Genomic DNA, 18,797 nt, shown 5'->3' with positions numbered 1-18,797 from the left:
GCATTACGATACCACGCAGTATCAGAAATGTGCAAGCCAATGGGGTCGGCTTCGCGTATCGCTGGACGATATTGCGCAGCAGGCCGCCCACCCCTCCATCCGGGACACGGAGCCCATCACCATGAACGACGTCATCATCATCGGCGGCAGCTTTGCCGGCCTCGCCGCCGCCCTGCAGCTCGGTCGGGCCCGCCGCGCGGTCACCGTGCTCGATACCGGCCGGCCGCGCAACCGCTTTGCCGGCCATTCGCATGGCCTGCTCGGCCACGATCACAAGCCGCCGCTGGACATCCTGGTCGAGGCGCGACGGCAACTGGCGCGCTATCCGACGATCCGGCTGGTCAATGCCCGGGCGGAGAGCGTGTCCGGCGCGATCGACGATTTCCGTGTCGTCACGGGCGATCAGGAAATCCTGACGGCGCGCCGCCTGATCCTGAGCTATGGCGTCGCCGATCAGATGCCCGATGTTCCGGGCTTTGCGGAAAGCTGGGGCACGTCCATCGTACCCTGCCCCTATTGCGACGGCTTTGAAGCCGCCGGCCAGCATTGGGGGCTCGTTTGGTCCGGCCCGCAGTCGCACCAGTCTGTCAGGCTGTTCCGCGACTGGACCGACAAATTGACCGTCTTCGCCGATGGTCACGACATCGCGCCTGAGATCCAGGCCGATCTGGCCCGCCGCAACATCCCTGTCGTCGATGGCCGGATCGTGGAGATCGCCCATCGCAATGGCCATATCACCACCGTCAATCTCGATACCCGCCGCCATGTCGCGGTCGACATCCTGTTCGCCCAGCCGCGCAACAAGCCGTCCGCAAGCCTGCATGAATCGCTGGGCCTCGCCACGGTCGATACGCCCACCGGCATCGTCCTCGAGGTCGACGCGCGCCGCCAGACCAGCATGCCCGGTATCTACGCCGCCGGCGACCTCGCCACGCCATTCTTGCCCTCGGTCACCCAGGCATCATCGCAGGGCGCGATGGCGGGTATCTTCGCCCAACAATCGATGCTGGTTTGAGCACGCGGATTCCGTTCTCCGGTCGCATCGCCCCCTTCGAAGCGACTGGCGTGGATCGGCGAGGTGAAGGACGGATTCGTCCAGTTTGACGGAATGGCAGGAGCAGTTGGTGTGCGTCGCGTTCCGGCGGCAGGCGGCGCCGGTCTCGACGCCTGAGACGATCACGCGCAGGTCTGGCGCCTTGTTGCTGGTGGAGGTGGCCTGGCTCGAGAAAAGCCGAGCATGGGCCTTGGCGCCGCTTTGCGCGCCGAGCCTTCGGATACGGCGCACGTCGCGCCGCACCTGCTCTACCTGCCGCGTCATCAGCCGGCACGCCGCAACAATCCACCCACCGACTGTCCAGTTTCCGTACACCGAATCGCGAACGCTCTCCAAACCATGCGCCCGCCGCGCGTGGGAAGAAACCCGGATAGCCCCGTTTCCCCACACCGGCCTACCCTCGCGCGCACGCCGGTCGACGCCAGGCAACACCCGATCCGGCGAGCCGAATTTCCCCAGGAGCGCACATGGATAGCAGCAGCAACCCCGCCCTCTTCGACACCGACATCTGGCGCGGCAAGATCTTCACCGGACGCTGGCACGCGAGCCCGCATGCGGCCGACGTGATCGAACCGGCGACCGGCAACACGCTCGGCCGCATCGGTCTCGCGGATAGCGCGGCCATCGCCGACGCATCGGCCACCGCACATCGCGCACAGCCCGCGTGGTTCGCCCTGCCCTACGACGACCGCGCGGCGGTCCTGCGCCGCGCAGCGGCCGTCGCCGAAACGCACTTCGACGCGATCGTCAACTGGCTCGTTCGCGAAAGCGGCTCGACCCGCGCGAAGGCGTCGTTCGAAACGTCCGTCACGATCAAGGCGCTGCACGAAGCGGCCGGACTGCCGTCGCGCGCGGCCGGTGAGGTACTGCCGTCGACGGCCGGCCGGCTGTCGCTCGCGCGCCGCCGCCCGCGCGGGGTGGTCGGCGTGATCTCGCCGTTCAATTTCCCGCTGTACCTCGCGATACGCGCGGTCGCGCCGGCGCTCGCGCTCGGCAACGCGGTCGTGCTGAAGCCCGATCCGCGCACCGCCGTGTGCGGCGGCGTCGCGATCGCCCGCGTGTTCGAGCTCGCCGGCTTGCCCGAAGGCGTGCTGCACGTGCTGCCCGGCGACGGCGCGGCCGGCGCGGCGCTGGTCGCCGATCCGCACGTCGCGATGATCCAGTTCACCGGCTCCACCGCGGCCGGGCGCAAGGTCGGCGAAGCGGCGGGCCGCCATCTGAAGAAGGTGTCGCTCGAACTCGGCGGCAAGAACTCGCTGATCGTGCTCGACGATGCGGACCTCGACCGCGCGGTCGCGAACACCGCGTGGGGCGCGTATCTGCATCAAGGCCAGATCTGCATGGCGACCGGCCGCGTGCTCGTGCAGCGCGCGATTCACGACCGCTTCGTCGCGAAGCTCGTCGAAAAGGCGCAAAGCCTGCGCGTGGGCGACCCGGCCACCGGCGACGTCGGCCTCGGCCCGCTGATCAACGCCGCGCAGCGCGACCACGCGGCGAACGTGGTCGACGCGGCCCGCCGCGCGGGCGCACGCGTCGAGACGGGCGGCGGCCATCGCGGCCTGTTCTTCGAGCCGACCGTGCTGAGCGGCGTCGCGCCGGGCAATCCGGCATTCGACGAGGAAATCTTCGGGCCGGTCGCGATCGTCGTGCCGTTCGATACCGACGAGGACGCGATCGCACTCGCCAATCAAACCGAATACGGGCTGTCGATGGCGATCCTGTCGGCCGACGTCGGCCGCGCGCTGCGGATCGGCGAGCGCTTGAACACCGGGCTGCTGCACATCAACGACCAGACGGTCAACGACGAAGCGATCAACCCGTTCGGCGGCGTCGGCGCATCGGGCAATGGCTCGAGCATCGGCGGTCCGGCAAACTGGGAGGAATTCACGCAGTGGCAGTGGCTGACGATCAAGGGCGAAGCGCCGCTGTATCCGATCTGACGAGGAGACCGATCATGTACACCGAACACGATACACGCGCCGTCACCGCCGCCGTCGCGCGCGCGGCCGGCGCACCCTTCTCCATTGAATCCGCCCGCATTCGCGCGCCGCGCGGCGACGAGGTGCTCGTGCGCGTCGTCGCGACCGGCCTGTGCCATACCGACCTGATCGTGCGCGACCAGTACTACCCGGTGCCGCTGCCGGCCGTGCTCGGCCACGAAGGCGCCGGCGTGGTCGAGGCGGTCGGCCCGAACGTGAAGACGCTCGCGGCCGGCGATCACGTCGTGCTGACCTACGGCGCGTGCGGCCACTGCGCGTCGTGCGTCGGCGGTCACGGCGCGTATTGCCGGCAGTTCTTCGCGCTGAATTTCGGTGGCGCCGACTCGGAGGGCCAGACGGCCATGCGGGACGAGGCCGGGCAACCGCTGCACGATCATTTCTTCGCGCAGTCGTCGTTCGCGAGCTACGCGCTCGCACGCGAGAACAACGCGATCAAGGTGCCGAAGGAAGCGCCGCTCGAACTGCTCGGCCCGCTCGGCTGCGGAATCCAGACCGGCGCGGGCGCGGTAATCAATTCGCTCGCGGTGCGCCCGGGCAGCAGCTTCGCGAGCTTCGGCACGGGCGCGGTCGGCATGAGCGCGGTGATGGCCGCGCGCATCGCCGGCGCGACGACGATCATCGCGGTCGACATCGTGCCGTCACGGCTCGCGCTGGCGCTGGAGCTCGGCGCAACGCACGCGATCAACAGCCGGGAAGTCGACGTCGTCGGCGCGATCCGCGAGATCACTGGCGGCGGCGTCGACTACGCGCTCGAATCGACCGGGCTGCCGGCCGTGCTGTCGCAAGGGATCGACGCGCTCGGCTCGCGCGGCACGATGGGCGTGGTCGGCGCGCCGAAGCTGGGCACGAAGGGCGAATTCGACGTGAACAGCCTGCTGCTCGGCGGCCACACGATCCGCGGCATCGTCGAAGGCGACAGCGTGCCGCAGACGTTCATTCCACAGCTCGTGCAACTGTATCTGCAAGGACGGTTTCCGTTCGACCGGCTGGTGAAGTTCTATCCGCTCGACCAGATCAACCAGGCGGCGGAAGACAGCAGCAACGGAAGCACGCTCAAGCCGATCCTGCGTTTGCCGCATTGAGCGGCGATGCGCCGTCGACCGCGCGGTAGATCGCGACCGTCCGGGGCCACGCACGGCCGCGCACGGCGGCGTAGCCGCCGCGAAAATACCGCGCCGGGGGCGCCGGGCTATATTACGCATTCGCGCGACACGGGGCCCGCACGTACAGCCCCGACCTTCGACCCCAACTGGAGCGCAGCGTGAATACAGCCCCCGAATCCCCTGCACGGCCGGTCGACCTCGACCGGCTTCGCGCCCGCTTCGCCGCGGGCGAGCCGCTGCCGGAAACGGCGTTGCCGGCCAGCGTCGCGCGCTCGTGGCTGCGTTCGCGCGCGGCCGGGCTGCGGCCGTGGGAAGCCGCCCGCTATGAAATGCAGCGCGAGCGCGACGAATCCCGCGACGACCGGCGGCTCTATCGCTGCGTCGCGCAGGAGATCGAGCCGCTGTGGGCCGCGTTCGGCGGCCGCGAATGGGCGATCATGTGCGTCAACCCACGCGGCACGATCGTGCATGCGCGGCGCAGCCCGCAATGCGACGACGCGCTGCTGACGCCGATCGTCGCCGGTCGCCGGATCGTCGAGCCGAACATCGGCACGACCGCGCCGAGCTGCGTGATTCACGACGGCGCCGAAGCCGTCGTCGCGGGCGCGCAGCACTATCTCGACGAGTTCGCGCGGGTATTCTGTCTCGCGGTGCCGCTCGTCGGTTTCGACGGCGAAGTGATCGGCGCGCTCGATATCACCGGGATCGGCCGGCGCAACGTCGCGCAATTGCACGAGCCGTTCCGGCATGCGTCGCTGTCGGCCGAGCAGCGGCTCTATGCGATGCTGCGCGACTGCCATCTGCTGCAGGTGCAATTCGATCCGCGTTGGCTCGGCACGCCGCTCGCCGGCGTCATCGCGCTCGACGAAGCGGGCCGCGTGCGCGCGGTGAGCCGCCTGGCGCGCCGGATGCTCGATCTCGCGCCCGAAGGGCCGGTCGCGCCGGTCGGTCACCGGCAACTGTTTCCCGGCGCGACACCCGCGCAGCAGCGTCGCTTGCTGACACCGTCGCGCACGGCGCAGCGGATCGCGCGCGACGATGGCAGCCACGTATGGGTGCGCACCGTGCGTGCACCGCTCGATCGCGCGACCGCGGCGCGGCACGCCGACGTGCTCGCCGACGCGGAGGACGTGTGCCACGCGGCGCCGGCCGGCCGCCCTCACGCCAACGCCAGCCTGCGCGAACAGTCGCTCGACGCGATCCGGCGCGCGCTCGACGAGCATGACGGCAACGTGTCGGCGGCCGCGCGGCAACTCGGCATTTCACGCACGACGCTGTATGCGAAGCTGCGACAGCGCGATGCGGCGGGGATCAGGCACGGCGGGGCGCATTGACCATGCGGGATGAAGTGCGGTGTGGCGATGGTGCTAAGCCACTGCCCGCCGCTCATGCAGCCGCAACGCGGCCCAGGCGATCCCGGCCGCGAAGATCGCGACCACGCCGCCGAAGGTGCCGATCCACGGCAGCCCGAAGTCGCCCGCGATATGGTTGCCGAGCAGCGCGCCGGCGCCGATGCCGACGTTGTACAGCCCGGAGTAGATCGACACGGCCAGGTCGGTCGCCTCGGGCGCCAGCTTCAGCACCCACGCCTGCATCGCCAGCCCGAAACAGACGATCGCGCCGCCCCACACCAGCGTGTGCACGGACAACGTGACGATGTTCAGCGCGCACGGGAACAGGATCAGCAGGCAGCCCGACAGCGCGACGATCGACGCCAGCAGGAAATCGTCGGGCCGGTGCGGATAGACGCGATTGAAGCAGACCGCGGCCGGCAGGCCGGCGACGCCGAACAGGATCAGCACGTACGTGATCCGGCTGTTGCTCGCATGGTTGACGCTCTGCACGAACGGTTCGATGTACGTGTACGACGTGAAGTGCGCGGACACGACCAGCACGGTGATCGCGTACAGCGCGACCAGCGCCGGCTTGCGCAGGAACACGCCGATGCTGCTCAGCGACCCGGCGCCCTGGCTCGGCAGCAACGGCAACGTGGCGCGCAGCAACAGCAGCGTGACGCCCGCCGCGCCCGCGATGATCAGGAACGTGATGCGCCAGCCGAACGCCTCGCCGATCACGCGTCCGAGCGGAATGCCGGCCACCATCGCGATCGCCGAGCCCATCGCGATCAGGCTGAGCGCGCGGCTCTTGCGGTCGCTCGGCGCGAGCCGCACCGCGAGCGGGATCGAAATCGACCAGAACACCGCATGCGCGCACGCGATGCCGAGCCGGCCGATCATCAGCACCGTGAAATTCCACGCGAAGCCGGTCACGACGTGGCTGCCGACGAACACCAGCAGCGCGACGCTCAATAGCTTGCGGCGCTCGACGTGCCGCGTGACGAAGGTCAGCGGCAGCGACACGACCGCGACGGCCCACGCGTAGATCGTCAGCATCAGGCCGACGGCGGTCGGCTGCATCTGCAGGCTGTCGCCGATCGCGCTCAACAGCGCGACGGGCACGAATTCGGTGGTATTGAAGATGAAGGCGGAGAGTGCCAGGGCCAGAACGCCCCACCACGATTGTTCGGAACTGACGGCGTCGGGGGTTGCCATACGGGGATTCGACGAAGGTTGGGCGCGCGCGGGCGGCCCGCCCGGCGCATCGGCGCGATTGTACCAGCGCTGTTCGACACGCCGCCGCCGGGCGCGGCGCGTGCGGCGCGGGACATGGCGGTGACACGGCCGCGCGCCGATAATGTGACGAATCGGGTTTTACCGACGATTTGCCCGACCACCATCAGGCCAGGAGAGTTACATGCGCATTGAAACGTCATTTCTGTTCGATCTCGACGGCACGCTCGTCGACAGCGTCTATCAGCACGTGCTCGCGTGGAAGGAAGCACTCGATGCCGAAGGCATCGAACTGTCGGTGTGGCGCATCCATCGCAAGATCGGGATGAGCGGCGGCCTGTTCCTGAATCAGCTGCTGCGCGAGACGGCCGGCGACATCGACGCCGAGCGCGTCGAGCGGCTCGCACGGCTGCATGCGGCCGCGTACCAGCGGCTGCGCGCGCAGGTCCGGCCGCTGCCGGGCGCGCGTGAGTTGCTGGCCGCGCTGTCGAATGCCGGCATTCGCTGGGCGATCGCGACCAGCGGGCGAATGGAAACCGCGGCGATCAATCTCGAGGCGCTCGGCGTCGATCCGGCGAAGAACGTCGTCGTCACGCGCGATCAGGTGAAGTATGCGAAGCCGGACCCGGACCTGTTCCTGACCGCCGCCGCGAAACTGAACGTGCCGATCGAGCATACGGTGGTGGTCGGCGACAGCATCTGGGACATGCTCGCCGCCGCCCGCTGCCGCGCGCTCGGCGTGGGGCTGCTGTCGGGCGGCTACGGCAGCGACGAGCTGGAGCGGGCGGGCGCGCTGCGCGTGTACGACGATCCTGCGGATCTGCTCTGGCATCTGGACGAGGTCGCCGCGCGGCCGTAGGCGCAGTTGGGTCGCGCCCGGTCCGTCCGTGCGTGAGCGGCGTTTCAGTCGGGCCGGACGCCGTGTGTCCGCACGGCCTCGTCCGGCCGAGGCAGCCGCGTGCGCGATTCGTTCGCGGCGCGGCTGCTTTTTCGATTCATCGAATCGAAACGATCCCCACCGTCATTGACGATCGCGATTTCAATATCTTTATCGGCGCCTGTTTTCCCGTGTTTTTAAAACAGACGGGAAGATTCTTGAAAAATCGAATCGCCTCTCATATAACAAAGACACTTCGTTTCCGGTTCACGATCGCAGTATCCGAATCGTGAAAATGCGAGTCACATACGGAGCCGAACCGGCCAGCCGGTGCAACCCGCGTCGCCAGGCATCCCGCGCATGATCGGGCCTGCCTCGCGATGCCGCGTCACGGCGCCCTTTCCGCCATTTATCCGGGGATTCTATAAATGCGCACGGATCTTTCACCTTCATAACGTTTCAACGAAAGCATTACATCGTTTTATTCAATCGCACGATCGTACGTATCGGCACGTGCTTTTTTCGTTCCGGCGTTTCGTGAAGACGTGTGCTGCCGCTCGATCGGCGGGTATTGTTTTTGTCCAGTTTGACAAAAAATAAACGACGCGAGGATTCCGATGAATCAGGTCAGCGAACAGGCGATCGCCGACATGCGGGCAGCACATCCGGCGCCCGCCCTGCCGATCCGGGTGCTGCATGGCGACACGGTGAGCGATTACGAGCGGAAAGTGCAGACGACCTACGCCGGCAGCCCGGACGACTGGCGCAAGGCGATCGGCGAATATCTGTTGTTCCAGTTCGGCGTCTACGACGATCCGCGCTCCACGCCGCCGATCTCGCTCGACGAGTCGGGCATTCGCTACTTCGAACGCCAGCTTGGCCTCGCCGGCTTCGACGATCCCGTTCCCGCGCGCGTCGAGCGCATTCTCGACATCGGCTGCGGCTGGGGCTACATCCTCAAGTATCTCGCCGACCGTTTCCCGGGCTGCATGCGCCTCGACGGCGTCAACGTCAGTCGCGAACAGCTCGAGTACTGCGCACGTTTTCATGCGCAGCACGGGCTCGCCGGGCGCATCAACCTGTATCAGTGCAACGCGCAGGACGTCGATCGGCTGCCCGATCACGCGACGCCGTACGATCTCGTGATCATCCGCGGCGTGATCTCGCATTTCCCGAACGCGCTGTACGAAAAGGCGATGCGCGCGCTGCATGCGCGTGTGCGCAGCGGCGGCTCGGTCGTCATCTCGGACAATCTGTACAACGTCGATCTGAACGAATACCAGTCCGACACGCCGGACGAGGTCGACCGGATCGCGTGCAAGCATCGCAAGACGCCCGACTATTTCAGGCAGGTGCTGATCGACGCCGGGTTCGCGATCCGCGACATGCGCGTGCTGCCGTCGAACATCGACGTCGCGCGCTGGCTGATGGATGCCAAGGCCAACATCGATCGCCATTTTCCGCACCGCGCGCCGGACACGCTGGAAGAGTTGCGCGTGCTCGCGGAAAACTGGTCCGTCGCGCTGATCAAGAACAAGGTGTCGACCTACAGCATCGTCGCGGTCAAACCCAACGCGTAACCCGGAGGCCCGCATGCACGCATCCGGAACGCCGCCCGCCGCGGCCGCCCCATCGGGCGCGACGGACACGCTGGTGCTGCCGCTGCCGCGTCTGTCGCTGCCGCTCGCCCGGCACCCTCAGCATCAAGCGATCGAGCAGCAGCTTGCGATCGACGACTACCCGTACATCCTGCGGCATTATCGCAGCGAGGCGGCGGCTCGCCGTTTCCTCGCGCAGCGAATTCCCGCATACGGCAGCCTGTGCTACCCGAACGCGCGGCCCGATCGCGTGTACGCGATCCATCGCATGATGAACGTCACGACGCTGATGGACGATGCCTTCACGCATCTCGCGCGCACGGGCGATCAGGCGGGGCTCGACGCGTTGCACGCTCATTTCCTCGCCGCGGTCGACGGCACGCCGCCGCCGGCCGATGCGCCTGCCGCGCAACTGCTGTACGACACGCTGCGCGCGATGCGCACCGTACTCGACGCGCGTCCGGCGTTCCGGCAGCGGCTCGTCGAATGCATCCGCGAACAGATCCGCACGCAGGCCGCCCCGACGGCGACCGACGCGGCGCGCCTGTCGCTCGCCGATTATCTGGCGTTTCGCCGGGTCGAGGGCTTCGGACACTGGATCACGCTGCTCACCGAATATGCGCTCGACGTCGACATGGGGCAGCGCCTCGCGCAATACGCGGCACTGGCCGACGCGCGTAACGCCGCGATCGATTCGGTGATCCTCGTCAACGACCTGTTCTCGTTTCGCAAGGAACGGTCCGCACGCGAGCGCTTCAACGCCGTGTGGATCCTGATGCGCGTGGAGGAATTGGACGTTCAGGCGGCGCTCGACCGGTTGGCCGCGCTCTGCACGGCGAACGAACGCCGCCTGATCGACGCACAGCAGGCGGTAGCCACCGGCGTGCTGGCAGGCGACGCCGACGCGCACGCGTACGTGACGGAGCTCGGCTACATGAGTGCGGGCAATGCGGAGTTTCACGCGTTCAGCACCCGCTACCACGGCGACGATTTCGGTGGCGGGCGCTTCACAGGGGGCGAAATCGCGATGACGGCGCTCCCGACACTCGACGAAATCGCCGTGCGCGACCGTCGCGATTCGCGCTGGTGAACGGAGACATGCGCATGCATTCATCGATTCATTTCCCGCCCGACCCCGCCGCGGCGGCGCGACCTCGCTACCCGGACGGCTGGTTCGCGCTGGCGTACAGCCGCGACGTCAAACCCGGCGCGCTCGTCGTCACGCGCTTCATGGGCGAGGACGTCGTGCTCTATCGAACGGCATCCGGCCTGATTCGTGCGGTCGCGCCGCATTGCCCGCACCTCGGCGCCCATCTCGGGCACGGCGGCATCGTGCGCGGCGAGGAGATCGTGTGCCCGTTCCATCATCTCGCGTTCGCGCCGGACGGCACTTGCGTGCGGGCCGGGCGCGACGGCAAGCCGCCCGCCGCCGTGCTGCGGCAGCGCCACGTGTGCGAATGGAACGGCGTCGTGCTCGCGTGGCAGGACCGTGCGGGCGCCGCGCCGCGGTGGTCGCTGCCCGAGTTGGACCTCACGGGCTATTCGCGGCCGCGCGGCCAGTGCCACACGCTGAACGGCAGCCTGCAGAATCCGGCCGAGAACGGCGTCGACGTCAATCATTTCAGCCCGGTGCACGGGTGGTCGAATCCCGTGCTGGAGCCGCCGCAAGCCGACGGCCACCGGATGACGATGCGCTCGACGCTCGTGCTGCTCGGGCAACGGTTGCTGCTGGACATCACGATGCACGGCCTGGGCTGCATGGCCGCGCGCATGGAACTGCCGGACCTCGGGCTGCACGCGCGCGTCGTGCTGTTCCCGACGCAGATCGAACCCGATCGCTGGACCTGCCGCGAATTCGTCGCGCTGCGCGTCGAACGCGCGTCGGCGTGGCCGTCGCCGCTGCGCCGCGCGCTGCACGAGATGCTCGTGAGCGCCGCGTACCGGTTGTGGTTCGTGCCGCAATTCAAGCGCGACCTGCGCATCTGGGATCACCGCGACTACGACGCGCGCCCGACGCTGATGGCCGGCGAGATGCCGATCATGACGTTCCGGCGCTGGGCCGCGCAGTTCTATCCGCAAGCCCTCGGCGACGCGCCCGACGGGCAACACGGGCAACACGACGCCGTGCCGGCGGCCGTCGCCCACGCCGACCGGGCATTCGCGCGATGAACGCCATGCCGACGCAGGAGCGCGCGATGAATGCAGCCAGCCCCGTCGACGAAGCCGCCCCGCTGCCCTATCCGGACGGATGGTTCGCGCTGTGTTTCAGCCGCGAGCTGAAGCGCGGGGCCGTGCTCACGACGCCTTTCATGGGACGCGATGTCGTGCTGTACCGGACGGCCTCGGGCGTCGCGTGTGCGGTCGACGCATATTGCCCGCATCAGGGCGCGCATCTCGGCCACGGGGGCACCGTCGACGGCGAGCAGATCGTCTGTCCGTTCCATCACTACGCGTACGGCCCCGACGGCCGGCGCACCACGGCCCGCTGCATGAAGGGTAGCCAGGAACTGGTGCTTCGCACATGGCACGTTCGCGAATGGAACGGCTTCGTGTTCGTATGGCAGAACGCCGACGGACTGGCGCCGACGTGGGAGTTGCCCGAAGTGGACATGACCGGCTTCTCGGCGCCGGTCGGCCAGGCATTCACGCTGCGCGGCGTGATGCAGAACCTGCCGGAAAACGGCTACGACCTCGAACATTTCGGCGCGCTGCATCGCTGGAAGGACATGAAACCGCATGCGCCCGTGATCGACGGGCCGCGCATTTCGATGCAGGTGGACATGGCATGGAAGAACATCAGATGGAGCACGCTGATCGGCGTTCATGGCCTCGGCTGCGTGTCGTCCGACCATGAAATGAAGGCGATCGGCCTCGAAGCGAAGATCTTCGCGTGCGGCGTGCAGATCGCGCCGCTGCGCTGGACCTTCCGCGACGGCATCGCATTCCGCTTCTCGTGGCTGGCGAGATGGCCGGCGCCGTTGCAGCGGCTCGTCTACGCCGCGCTCGGCCGCGTGCTGCACCGGCTGTGGCTGGTGCCCGTGTTCAAGGAAGACATCATGGTGTGGAACAATCGCGACTACACGGGCTACGGTACGCCGGGTGCCGGTGACGGACCGTACCCGGTGTTTCAGCGCTGGGCGAGGCAGTTCTATCCGGGCGTCGAGCGGCCCGCGGCGCGGCGCCCGGCCGCGCATGCGGACACGGTCGCCGAAAAATAGCCAAGGGAGGAATGTACGCGGCGCGCCCGCCGAACGCGCGACCCTACACCGTCCGTCTGACCAGCATCGTCCGGCAGCGAAACAGCCTGATATATTCCCGTTGCCATAATTAAGTCTGGGCGAAATATGCAGGTCACCAGAAAAAATCTAATCGCGATCTCGGCCGTTTTGGTCTTGGCGATTCCGTCTCTTATGTTGCGCGAATCATATGGGGGTTGCGAAAACTATACTCAAGCTTTTAACGGGGGAACGAAAGAGTTCGGTGGCGAGCAATACAAAATCGAGCTGTGTGGGGCACCTCGCTCTCTTGGCGACGGCGACGAAATTCGTCTCCGGGTGATAGGGTCGGCAGGGAATGTGCTGGCGGAGAGGTATTTCGCGGTGCGCACGATCAACGATGCAGCTCCTCGGGAACTGGAGTACGGCGACGACACGATTTTCTACTACGACCAATCGAAGTCGTCGCCCTTGCGCTTCATCGCCATGCCGCCTTCCAGGATGGACCGGTTGACGGCCCAAATGCCTTTGCTCCAACGACTGATCTCGGTATTTTCATAAGTCCGGAGCAAGCATTCAGACGTGGCATATCACACCGTCCGCCTGACCAACATCGTCCGGATCTCCGAAATCGCCTTGGTCGGATTCAGCCCCTTCGGGCACACGTCCGTGCAATTCATGATCGTCCGGCAGCGGAACAGCCGGTACGGATCCTCCAGATCGTCGAGCCGCTCGGCCGTCGCGAGATCGCGCGAATCGGCGATGAACCGGTACGCCTGCAGCAGCCCGGCCGGGCCGACGAACTTGTCCGGGTTCCACCAGTAGCTCGGGCACGACGTCGAACAGCACGCGCACAGGATGCATTCATACAGCCCGTCGAGCTGGTCGCGCTCTTCCGGCGACTGCAGCCGCTCGCGCGCGGGCGGCGTCGTGTCGTTGATCAGGTAGGGGCGGATCGAGTGGTACTGATTGAAGAAATCCGTCATGTCGACGATCAGGTCGCGCACCACCGGCAGCCCCGGCAATGGCCGCAGCACGATCTCGCGCGGCAGCGTCTGCATGTTGGTCAGGCACGCGAGACCGTTCTTGCCGTTGATGTTCATCGCGTCCGAGCCGCAAATGCCTTCCCGGCAAGAGCGGCGATACGCGAGCGTCTCGTCGTCGCGCTTCACGCGGCCGAGCACGTCGAGCAGCATGCGGTCGGCCGGGTCCACGTCGATCTCGTAGCGCTGCAGGTACGGCTGCGCGTCCCGATCGGGGTCGTAACGATAGATATGCAGGGTGCGCGGATCGCTCATCGTTTCCTCCCGGCGCCAGCCGGCATGGGTCCTCGGAGTGGTGCGGGATACTGTCGCGGCACGCGGCGCCGCAAGCGCCATGCCGATCAGTCGTCGTCGACGCGCTTATCGATCAAATAGCGGCCGCGTTCGACGCCTGCCCGCAGCGCCTCGACCTCGGTCAGCCATTCGGGGCCGGCTGCCTCCGGCACCACCAGCTCGATGCGCGCGCCGTTGACGTATACCTGTACCTCGTCGCGCCATGCGCCGCGCTCGTTGGGCCGCGCCCACACGAGAATCTCGTGGCCGCGATACGGGTCCCGAACCTGTGCGTCCTGTTGATGTGCCAAGGTGGCCTCCTGTCTTATCTGCGATGGCGATGCAAAAAATGCGCGCCGCATGCACGCCGCGCACACCCCGGACCTTGCGCGCACGGACCGTGCCCGGCCGGCACGCTGCTTGCGTCCCTTTTCCGCATCGAAGCGCTACCGGGCCCGCCTCGCGCAGGGCCCGAACGGATGCACATCATGATCGGTCACCTCGAATTGCTTGGACGCCTGCTGCTGGCCGCGCTGCTCGGCAGCGTGATCGGGCTCGAACGCGAGCGCCTGAACTGGGCCGCCGGGCTGCGCACGCACATGCTCGTGTGCGTGGGCTCCGCGCTCGTGATGCTGGTGTCGACGTTCGGCTTCGAGGACGTGCGCGGGCAGAACGGCGTCGTGGTCGATCCGTCGCGGGTCGCCGCGCAGGTCGTGTCCGGCATCGGCTTCCTCGGCGCGGGCTCGATCCTGCTGCGCGGCGAAGTGGTGCGCGGGTTGACGACGGCCGCGAGCCTGTGGGCCGTGGCCGGCGTCGGGCTTGCCGCGGGCGGCGGCATGGTCGTTGCGTCGGTCGGCGCGACGGCGATCGTGCTCGCGATCCTCGCAGGCGTGAAGCCGCTCGAGCGCCGTTTCATCGCGCAGCGCCAGCAACGCACGCTGCTGCTGGTGGCCGAGCGCGGCGGCCTGACGCTCAACACGCTGCACGAAGCGCTCGGCCCCGGCCGCGTGCGCGTGAAACGATTCATCGTCCAGCAGTCGGACGACGATCCGGACACCGACGACATCTCCGTCTCGTTCTCGCGCACGAGCGGGCCGGAATTCGCGGCGATCTGCGAGACGCTGCAAAACATCGCGTGCGTGCGGACCTGTCAACCCGACACCTCGTCAAGGAGTTTCGTGTGACCCAGACCGACCTGCTCTCCTATCTCGTGACGAGCCAGCTCGCCGCGCGCATGCGCACCGGCGCCTGGCTCACGACCAGCCAGCTGGTCGGCGCGTTGCGCGCGTGGCTCGCGTGCCGGCGCGCCGAATGCGACTGGCTCGACCGGATCAGGATCGCATACGCGTCGGCGACGATCGCGCAGGAGATCTACGACATCGCGGTCGTGCACGGCGAACGCGTGCGGCTCGACGCGCATTCGCCGGAACTGCAGGCGCTGCGTGCGCGCTGCGACGCACTGTTGCAGCGGATCGACGGCGACCGGGACGTCGGCGCACGATGATCGTGCCGGACCGCGTGACCCGCGCCGAGGACCGGCGCATCGACGCCGCGCCGGCGGACGGCCCGCCGCGGCACGGCCTGCTCGAGCGCGGGCGCAACTGCGACGCGATCCGCGGCGCGGACCGCTTCGCGATGCTCGTCGACGGCGACGCGTACTTCTCGACGCTGCGCGCGGCGCTGCTGCGCGCGCGCCATACCGTGTTCATCGTCGGCTGGGACGTGGACAGCCGGATGCGGCTCGCGCCCGCGGGCGCCGGCGACACGCTGCCCGACACGCTCGCGGCCTTCCTGCACGCGCTCGCGTCCGCCCGCCACAACCTGCGCATCTACGTGCTCGCGTGGGACTTCGCGATGATCTACGCCCTGGAGCGCGACTGGCCGCCGGTGTATCGGGCCGGCTGGCGCGCGCATCGCGGCATCCGGTTCCGGCTCGACGACGCACACCCGCGCGGCGCGTCGCATCACCAGAAGCTCGTCGTGATCGACGACCGGCTCGCGTTCGTCGGCGGCCTCGACCTGACGCGCGCCCGCTGGGACACGCCGGCCCACGCGGCCGACGACCCGCGCCGCCGCGACGAGCATGGCATGCCGTACGCGCCGTTCCACGACGTGCACGCGATGTTCGACGGCGACGCGGCCGCCGCGATCGGCGAACAGGCGCGCTCGCGCTGGCTGCAGGCTTGCGGGCGCCCGATCGCGATCCGCGCGCAGCGGCATCTCGAGCGGGCGGCCGACGACGATCCGTGGCCGCCCGATGCGCGCGTCGACGTGCGCGACGTGCGGCTCGGCATCGCGTATACGGCGCCGCGCCACGGCGGCCGCGAGCCGGTGCTGCAGGTGCGCGCGCTCGTCGAGGACACGATCCGCGCCGCGCACCGGCACCTGTATATCGAAAACCAGTACTTCACCGCGGCGGTGGTGCGCGAAGCGTTGTCCGCGCGCCTTGCCGACGCGCACGGGCCGGACGTGACGGTCGTCGCGCCGCGGGTGCAGAGCGGCTGGCTGCAGGAAGCGACAATGGGCGTGCTGCGCGCGCGGCTGCACGCGACGCTCGCGTCGGCCGACCGCTTCGACCGCTACCGGCTGCTGTATCCGCACGTCGACGGGCTCGGCGACGCGTGCGTGAACGTGCACAGCAAGGTCGCGATCGTCGACGACGAATGCATCGTGATCGGCAGCGCGAACCTGAACAACCGCTCGATGCTGCTCGACACCGAATGCTGCATCGCGCTCGTCGCGGCAGGCGATCCACGCATTCGCGCGGCGATCGCCGGCATGCGCGAGCGGCTGCTGGCCGAACATCTCGGCACGACGCCCGCCGCGGTGGCCGACGCGTTCGCGGGCGGGGAGCGGCCGAACGTCGTGCTCGACCGGCTGCGCGCGAAGCCCGGCCGCACGCTGCGCACGCTCGATCCGGCCGTGTCGCCGCAATTCGAGGCGCTCGTGCCGGTCAGCGCGCGGCTCGATCCCGAGCAGCCGATCGAGCCGGACCGGTTCGTGCGCGAATTCGTGCCGCACGAGCAGCACCGCTCGCTCACCGCGCGTTTTTTCGTGCTCGGAGCGATCGTGCTCGCGATCGCCGCGCTCGCGCTCGCGTGGCGCTTCACGCCGCTGGGCGCGCACCTGAACGTCGCGTCGCTGTCGCATGCGGTGGCCGCCATCGCCCGGCTGCCGGCCGCGCCGGCGCTGCTGCTCGCCGCCTACGTGGTCGCGGCGACCTTCGCGGTGCCGATCACGCTGCTGATCGCCGCGACGGGGCTCGTGTTCGGCGCATGGCCAGGCTTCGCGTATGCGGGCGTCGGCTCGATGGCGGCGGCCGCCGCGACCTACGCGCTCGGCCGCTGGCTCGGGCGCGACGCGGTGCGCCGGCTCGCCGGCCCGCGCGCGAACCGGCTGAGCGAGCACATCGGCCGGCGCGGCGTGGTCGCGATGGCCGTGCTGCGGCTGCTGCCGATCGCGCCGTTTACCGTCGTGAACCTCGTCGCCGGCGCGTCGCACATCGGGCTGCGCGACTTCCTGATCGGCACCGCGCTCGGGATGCTGCCCGGCATCGTGCTGACCGTCACGTTCGCGCATCAGTTGACCGCGGCGCTCAGCCATCCCGGCCCTGGCGCGTTCGCGTGGCTCGCGGCGATCGGCCTCGCGCTGGTCGGCGTGTCGATCCTGCTCGTGAGGATATTGCGACGATGGCGCTGAGCAAACACGCGGCCCCGCCGCCGCACGTCGTCACCGCCGACGCGGCGCCTGCCGCCGCGCCGGGCGGGCGCGACCTGCGGATCGCGACCTACAACATCCGCGGCGGCTACGGCGCGTGGCCGGCGCGCGCGGCCGACCGGATCGCGGCGGTGATCGACGAACTCGACGCGGACGTGATCGCGCTGCAGGAGGTGCCGCTCGGCGGCACGCGCGCGCCGGACGTGCTCGCGCATCTGCGCGACGCGACCGGCATGCACGCGGTGGCCGGCCCGACGATCGACACGCCGGAGCGCCGCTACGGCAACGCGGTGCTGTCGCGCTGCCCGATCCGCGCGGCGCGCACGCTCGACCTGTCGTTCCACCCGCGCGAGCCGCGCGGCGCGCTCGACGCCGACATCGAGTGCGGCGCCGGCCCGATCCGCGTGGTGGCGACCCATCTCGGCCTGTCGGCGAGCGAACGCAGCGCGCAGGTGCAGCGGCTGCTCGCGGCGTTCGACACGGGCGCGATGCCGGTGATCCTGCTCGGCGACATCAACGAGTGGTTCGTGCGCGGTCGCGCGCTGCAAGCGCTGGTCACGCGGTTCCGGCGGGCGCCGGCGCCGCGCACGTTCCCGACCGTGTGCCCGGTGTTCTCGCTGGACCGGATCTGGATTCATCCGGGCGAACTGCTGGTCGACGTGGTCGTGCATCGCAGCGCGCGGGCGCGGCACGCATCGGATCACTATCCGCTGGTCGCGCGGATGCGCGCGACGCCCGCGACGGGCACGGCGCTTGCGCGGTGAGCCTTTTCTCGCTCCGACGGAGGCAGCCCATGCGAACCGACGCACTCGACGGAAAGGATCTCGACTACTGGTGCGCACGCGCGTTGTGCGCCGACGATGAAGACACGCTGCGTTTCACGGCCGTCGCGCCGAGCGTCGTCGTAACGGCCGCCTGCGACGCATTCCGGCATCTCGACGCGCCGTTCGCGCCGTCGGCGTCGTGGGCCGACGCCGGTGCGGTGCTCGATCGCGTGGAGGACCTGCGGATCGCGCGTCACGGCGACGACGTCGAATGCGACGCCACCTTCGTCGACGGCCCGTCGACCTGCGGCGCCCACGGCCGCGACGCGCGCGTGGCGCTGCTGCGCGCGTTCGTGCGTGCGCGTTTCGGCGATGAAGTGGACGCGCCGCCGTCGTTCCCGCACCGGATCGAACACGGCAAGGTGGTGCGCTATGACCCCGGTGTGCCGATTCCGGATACGGACGATGATCCGGCGACGGGCGACAGCTCGGATATTCGGTCCATCCCGCGCATGTAATACAGGTGCGGCCTCGGCGGTCATGTAAAAACGACAGGCCCCTTCAAACCGCCTTCCCGTGCACG

General features: G+C 68.7%; 18 protein-coding genes. 15 read left to right on the top strand and 3 right to left on the bottom strand.

Annotation, left to right across the window (positions count from 1 at the left end):
• The first annotated feature begins 121 nt into the window (after window positions 1-121).
• The 4 genes from WS64_RS20290 (at window position 122) to WS64_RS20275 (ending at window position 5,491) form a co-directional block, all read left to right on the top strand.
• On the top strand, window positions 122-1,015 hold the full coding sequence (locus WS64_RS20290; protein ID WP_059637254.1) for an NAD(P)/FAD-dependent oxidoreductase: 894 nt from the start codon (window positions 122-124) through the stop codon (window positions 1,013-1,015).
• 506 nt (window positions 1,016-1,521) lie between these two features.
• Window positions 1,522-2,994 (top strand): benzaldehyde dehydrogenase, encoded by a 1,473-nt coding sequence (locus WS64_RS20285; RefSeq protein WP_060967447.1) that lies wholly within the window; start codon window positions 1,522-1,524, stop codon window positions 2,992-2,994.
• 14 nt (window positions 2,995-3,008) lie between these two features.
• Window positions 3,009-4,136, top strand: coding sequence for an NAD(P)-dependent alcohol dehydrogenase (locus tag WS64_RS20280; RefSeq protein WP_060967446.1), 1,128 nt, complete (start codon window positions 3,009-3,011; stop codon window positions 4,134-4,136).
• A 179-nt stretch (window positions 4,137-4,315) separates the two neighbouring features.
• The gene (locus WS64_RS20275) at window positions 4,316-5,491 is read left to right on the top strand and encodes a helix-turn-helix domain-containing protein (protein WP_244166602.1); all 1,176 of its coding nucleotides are present in this window, start codon (window positions 4,316-4,318) and stop codon (window positions 5,489-5,491) included.
• A gap of 33 nt (window positions 5,492-5,524) precedes the next feature.
• Here the strand turns inward: WS64_RS20275 and WS64_RS20270 are convergent, their stop codons facing one another.
• Window positions 5,525-6,709, bottom strand: coding sequence for a sugar transporter (locus WS64_RS20270; protein ID WP_060967444.1), 1,185 nt, complete (start codon window positions 6,707-6,709; stop codon window positions 5,525-5,527).
• Window positions 6,710-6,911: 202 nt separating this feature from the next.
• Here WS64_RS20270 and WS64_RS20265 point away from each other — a divergent pair, with 202 nt between their 5' ends.
• From WS64_RS20265 to WS64_RS20240, 6 genes are all read left to right on the top strand, one after another.
• Entirely contained in the window at window positions 6,912-7,586 is a 675-nt protein-coding gene (locus tag WS64_RS20265) for an HAD family hydrolase (RefSeq protein ID WP_027785977.1), read from the top strand.
• Between the two features lie 635 nt (window positions 7,587-8,221).
• Window positions 8,222-9,184 carry an SAM-dependent methyltransferase gene (locus tag WS64_RS20260; RefSeq protein ID WP_060967443.1) on the top strand — a complete coding sequence of 321 codons (963 nt, stop codon included), beginning with the start codon at window positions 8,222-8,224 and terminating at the stop codon, window positions 9,182-9,184.
• 13 nt (window positions 9,185-9,197) lie between these two features.
• On the top strand, window positions 9,198-10,292 hold the full coding sequence (locus tag WS64_RS20255) for a terpene synthase family protein (protein ID WP_060967442.1): 1,095 nt from the start codon (window positions 9,198-9,200) through the stop codon (window positions 10,290-10,292).
• A 14-nt stretch (window positions 10,293-10,306) separates the two neighbouring features.
• On the top strand, window positions 10,307-11,371 hold the full coding sequence (locus WS64_RS20250; RefSeq protein ID WP_060967510.1) for a Rieske 2Fe-2S domain-containing protein: 1,065 nt from the start codon (window positions 10,307-10,309) through the stop codon (window positions 11,369-11,371).
• 26 nt (window positions 11,372-11,397) lie between these two features.
• Entirely contained in the window at window positions 11,398-12,420 is a 1,023-nt protein-coding gene (locus WS64_RS20245; RefSeq protein ID WP_244166601.1) for a Rieske (2Fe-2S) protein, read from the top strand.
• Window positions 12,421-12,546: 126 nt separating this feature from the next.
• Window positions 12,547-12,978 (top strand): hypothetical protein, encoded by a 432-nt coding sequence (locus WS64_RS20240; RefSeq protein WP_059575054.1) that lies wholly within the window; start codon window positions 12,547-12,549, stop codon window positions 12,976-12,978.
• Window positions 12,979-13,007: 29 nt separating this feature from the next.
• On the opposite strand, the gene WS64_RS20235 is transcribed toward WS64_RS20240, so the two are convergent.
• Window positions 13,008-13,715 (bottom strand): succinate dehydrogenase/fumarate reductase iron-sulfur subunit, encoded by a 708-nt coding sequence (locus WS64_RS20235; protein WP_059500499.1) that lies wholly within the window; start codon window positions 13,713-13,715, stop codon window positions 13,008-13,010.
• Window positions 13,716-13,801: 86 nt separating this feature from the next.
• A complete protein-coding gene (locus WS64_RS20230; protein WP_059637224.1) occupies window positions 13,802-14,044 on the bottom strand; it encodes a DUF6566 family protein in 243 nt (80 codons plus the stop codon).
• A 177-nt stretch (window positions 14,045-14,221) separates the two neighbouring features.
• On the opposite strand from WS64_RS20230, the gene WS64_RS20225 reads away from it, so the two are divergent.
• From WS64_RS20225 to WS64_RS20205, 5 genes are read left to right on the top strand one after another with little or no spacing between them, the layout of a single operon-like run.
• Window positions 14,222-14,917 (top strand): MgtC/SapB family protein, encoded by a 696-nt coding sequence (locus WS64_RS20225; RefSeq protein ID WP_059637859.1) that lies wholly within the window; start codon window positions 14,222-14,224, stop codon window positions 14,915-14,917.
• Window positions 14,914-15,237 carry a hypothetical protein gene (locus WS64_RS20220; RefSeq protein WP_059575052.1) on the top strand — a complete coding sequence of 108 codons (324 nt, stop codon included), beginning with the start codon at window positions 14,914-14,916 and terminating at the stop codon, window positions 15,235-15,237. The genes WS64_RS20225 and WS64_RS20220 overlap by 4 nt, the downstream gene beginning before the upstream one ends.
• Complete coding sequence (locus WS64_RS20215; protein WP_060967440.1) at window positions 15,234-17,432, top strand: VTT domain-containing protein; 2,199 nt, start codon at window positions 15,234-15,236, stop codon at window positions 17,430-17,432. Before WS64_RS20220 ends, WS64_RS20215 begins: the two co-directional genes overlap by 4 nt.
• A complete protein-coding gene (locus tag WS64_RS20210; protein WP_060967439.1) occupies window positions 17,423-18,214 on the top strand; it encodes an endonuclease/exonuclease/phosphatase family protein in 792 nt (263 codons plus the stop codon). The genes WS64_RS20215 and WS64_RS20210 overlap by 10 nt, the downstream gene beginning before the upstream one ends.
• A 29-nt stretch (window positions 18,215-18,243) precedes the next feature.
• Entirely contained in the window at window positions 18,244-18,732 is a 489-nt protein-coding gene (locus tag WS64_RS20205) for a phage protein NinX family protein (RefSeq protein ID WP_060967438.1), read from the top strand.
• The last annotated feature ends 65 nt before the right edge of the window (window positions 18,733-18,797 follow it).

Origin of the sequence: Burkholderia anthina (assembly GCF_001547525.1) — a bacterium.
Taxonomy (GTDB): domain Bacteria; phylum Pseudomonadota; class Gammaproteobacteria; order Burkholderiales; family Burkholderiaceae; genus Burkholderia; species Burkholderia semiarida.
This window is presented reverse-complemented; position numbering and strand designations above follow the sequence as displayed.